This is a genomic window from Acidocella sp. C78, assembly GCF_907164655.1.
This window is the reverse complement of record NZ_CAJQZK010000087.1, coordinates 1-2933: the sequence shown is the minus strand read 5'-3', so window position 1 is coordinate 2933 and position 2933 is coordinate 1. Positions and strand designations below refer to the sequence as shown.

Sequence of the window (2933 nt, the reverse complement as noted above, 5' to 3'; positions counted from 1 at the left end):
GCAATCGCGTAAAGGATTCGCCGTGTATCGACCGTGAGCGTTCTCATCGCCGCCTCCTGATCGCGCCACCGATGGCGCCGCCGAGCACAACCGCCACGATCAGGAACACCCCTTCGTAGAACGACTGATAGAGTGGGTTGACGTGGCTGAAGAACAGGATGTTGACGATCAGCGTGGTGATGAAGGCCCCGCAATCGCGCCGGCCGCCGAGCCACGGCCGCCGAAGAGCGAGACCCCGCCGAGCACGACCGCGACGATGGAAGTCAGCGTGTAGCTGTTGCCCGTGGTCGCGTCGCCCGCCGTGGCCGATGCGGCGAGAAACAGCCCTGCCGCGGCCGCCAGCGCCCCATCCAGCATGTAGGCGATGATCTTGGTGCGCAGCACGTTGACCCCGAGCGCGCGGGCCGAGGCCTCGTCATTGCCGATCGCGTAGAGATCGACACCCGTGCGCGAGCGCCGGAACCCCGCCCAGGCCAGCACGAGAAGGCCGATATAGACGAGTGCCCAGGGCGCGTTCGGGTTGCAGCAGATTGGTGTGGCCGGCGGATGGCGCCGCCGGCGCCGGCAGCACGCGGATCGCGACACCAGGTAGATCGCAGCGTGCGCCAGCGTCCCCGACGGCTGCAACCGGGCCGAACGCCACGCAGCAACCCGAACGCGCCCTGGGCACTCGTCTATATCGGCCTTCTCGTGCTGGCCTGGGCGGGGTTCCGGCGCTCGCGCACGGGTGTCGATCTCTACGCGATCGGCAATGACGAGGCCTCGGCCCGCGCGCTCGGGGTCAACGTGCTGCGCACCAAGATCATCGCCTACATGCTGGATGGGGCGCTGGCGGCCGCGGCAGGGCTGTTTCTCGCCGCATCGGCCACGGCGGGCGACGCGACCACGGGCAACAGCTACACGCTGACTTCCATCGTCGCGGTCGTGCTCGGCGGGGTCTCGCTCTTCGGCGGCCGTGGCTCGGCGGCCGGCGCGATTGCGGGGGCCTTCATCACCACGCTGATCGTCAACATCCTGTTCTTCAGCCACGTCAACCCACTCTATCAGTCGTTCTACGAAGGGGTGTTCCTGATCGTGGCGGTTGTGCTCGGCGGCGCCATCGGTGGCGCGATCAGGAGGCGGCGATGAGAACGCTCACGGTCGATACACGGCGAATCCTTTACGCGATTGCCGCCGCGATCGGGCTTTTCGTGGTTGGCGAGATGGCGCATCCGGGCTTTCTGTCCGGCCCCAGCGTGGCCTCGATCCTGGTGATCGCCTCGTTCGTCGGCCTCGTGGCGGCGGGGCAGTGCTTCGTCATCCTGATCGGCGGGATCGACCTTTCGGTGCCCTGGGTGATGAACGCCGCGGCGATCCTGCTCACCACCACCTCGCTCGGCAAGAACACGGGCGCGCCGGAAGCGATCGCCGCAGCCCTTGGCATGGGGGTGGCGGTGGGGTGGCCAATGGCATCGGCATCGCGCTGTTCGGCATTCCCGCGGTGGTGATGACGCTGGCGGCGAACGGCATCGTCGAGGGGCTGACACTCGGGCTGAGCGGCGGTTTCACCTGCTCCTCCTGCTCATCCTACGCGCCGCCGCTGATCCAGACGCTGGCGCATGGCAGCCTGCTCGGCATTCCCGATGCGCTCTGGCTCTGGGCGTTCGTGACCGCGCTGGTCAGCGGCGCACTCGCGGTGACGCGGTTCGGGCGGGCGACCTACGCGCTCGGCACCAATCCGCTCGCCGCCACGCTGGCCGGGATCGACGCCCGGCGGATGACGATCCTGCTCTATGCCCTTTGCGGCGGCTTCGCCGCTCTCGGCGGGATCATGCTGGTCGGCTTCGGCGGGCAGGCTTCGCTCGGGCTCGGCGATCCCTATCTGTTCACCTCGATCGCCGCGGTGGTGATCGGCGGGGTGAACATCCTTGGCGGGCGCGGCAACTATCTCGGCGTCGCCGCCGGGGCCGTGAGCCTGACCGTGCTGGTCTCGGTGCTGCTCGCGCTATCGATGCCCGACTACGTGCGCAGCATCGCCTATGGCGTCGTCATCCTGGCGCTGCTGCTCGCCTATGGGCGGGAGAACGAACGATGACCACGTGGCAGCCGGCCGAGCGCTACCCCGATCCGGCGATCCATGTGCTCAGCCCGTCCTTCGCGCGCTACCGCCTGTTCAACGCGGCGGTGGAGCGGCTGGCCGATGGCTGCCGCTGGGCGGAAGGGCCGGTCTGGTTCGGCGACGGGCGCTTCCTGCTGTGGAGCGACATTCCGAACGACCGGATGCTGCGCTGGGACGAAACCGATGGGCGCGTCAGCGTGTTCCGCCAGCCGGCCGGCCATGCCAACGGCAACACCAGGGACCGCCAGGGGCGGCTCATCACCTGCGAGCATGGCGGTCGGCGGGTTGTCCGTACGGAAACCGATGGCGCATCACGGTGCTGGCTGACGGGTTCGGCGGGCGAAGGCTGAATTCGCCGAACGACGTTGTGGTGAAGTCCGACGGCAGCATCTGGTTCACCGACCCGCCCTTCGGCATTTCCGGGTGGTATGAGGGGCATCGGGCTGACGCCGAACTGCCGCCGGCGATCTACCGGATCGATCCGGCGAGCGGCGCAGTCGCCATGGTGGCGGACGATATCGCGGGGCCGAACGGGCTGGCCTTCTCGCCGGATGAGAGCCGGCTCTACGTGGTCGCCTCGCGGCCGAACCGCACCGGGCGATCCATGTGTTCGATGTGGTGGATGGAAGCCGCCTGACCAACAACCGGCGGCTGATCGATGCCGGACCTGGCGGCACGCCGGACGGTTTCCGCGTCGATATCGATGGGAATCTGTGGTGCGGCTGGGGCATGGGCGCGGCGGAGCTGGACGGGGTGATGGTGTTCGACCCCGGTGGAACGCCGATCGGCCGCATCGCCCTGCCCGAGCGCTGCGCCAATGTCTGCTTCGGCGGCC

General features: G+C 68.5%; 4 protein-coding genes and 1 pseudogene. 4 read left to right on the top strand and 1 reads right to left on the bottom strand.

Annotated elements, in window-relative coordinates:
- Positions 1-168: 168 nt before the first annotated feature.
- Positions 169-585, bottom strand: a complete 417-nt coding sequence (locus tag ACIDOCELLA78_RS96755; protein ID WP_249676901.1) for an ABC transporter permease — start codon at positions 583-585, stop codon at positions 169-171.
- 15 nt (positions 586-600) lie between these two features.
- On the opposite strand from ACIDOCELLA78_RS96755, the gene ACIDOCELLA78_RS96750 reads away from it, so the two are divergent.
- The 4 genes and pseudogenes from ACIDOCELLA78_RS96750 to ACIDOCELLA78_RS96735 form a co-directional block, all read left to right on the top strand.
- Entirely contained in the window at positions 601-1128 is a 528-nt protein-coding gene (locus ACIDOCELLA78_RS96750; protein ID WP_249676900.1) for an ABC transporter permease, read from the top strand.
- Positions 1125-1487: a hypothetical protein gene (locus ACIDOCELLA78_RS96745; protein WP_249676899.1), complete on the top strand. Its 363-nt coding sequence runs from the start codon at positions 1125-1127 to the stop codon at positions 1485-1487. The genes ACIDOCELLA78_RS96750 and ACIDOCELLA78_RS96745 overlap by 4 nt, the downstream gene beginning before the upstream one ends.
- On the top strand, positions 1439-2074 hold the full coding sequence (locus ACIDOCELLA78_RS96740) for an ABC transporter permease (RefSeq protein WP_249676898.1): 636 nt from the start codon (positions 1439-1441) through the stop codon (positions 2072-2074). Before ACIDOCELLA78_RS96745 ends, ACIDOCELLA78_RS96740 begins: the two co-directional genes overlap by 49 nt.
- A pseudogene (locus ACIDOCELLA78_RS96735) lies at positions 2071-2933 on the top strand (SMP-30/gluconolactonase/LRE family protein); the annotation flags it as partial. The gene ACIDOCELLA78_RS96740 and the pseudogene ACIDOCELLA78_RS96735, both read left to right, overlap by 4 nt.

Coding starts and splice junctions, on each gene's coding strand:
- ACIDOCELLA78_RS96745 (WP_249676899.1), top strand. CDS start 1,125: ATGAGAACGCTCACGGTCGATACACGGCGAATCCTTTACGCGATTGCC.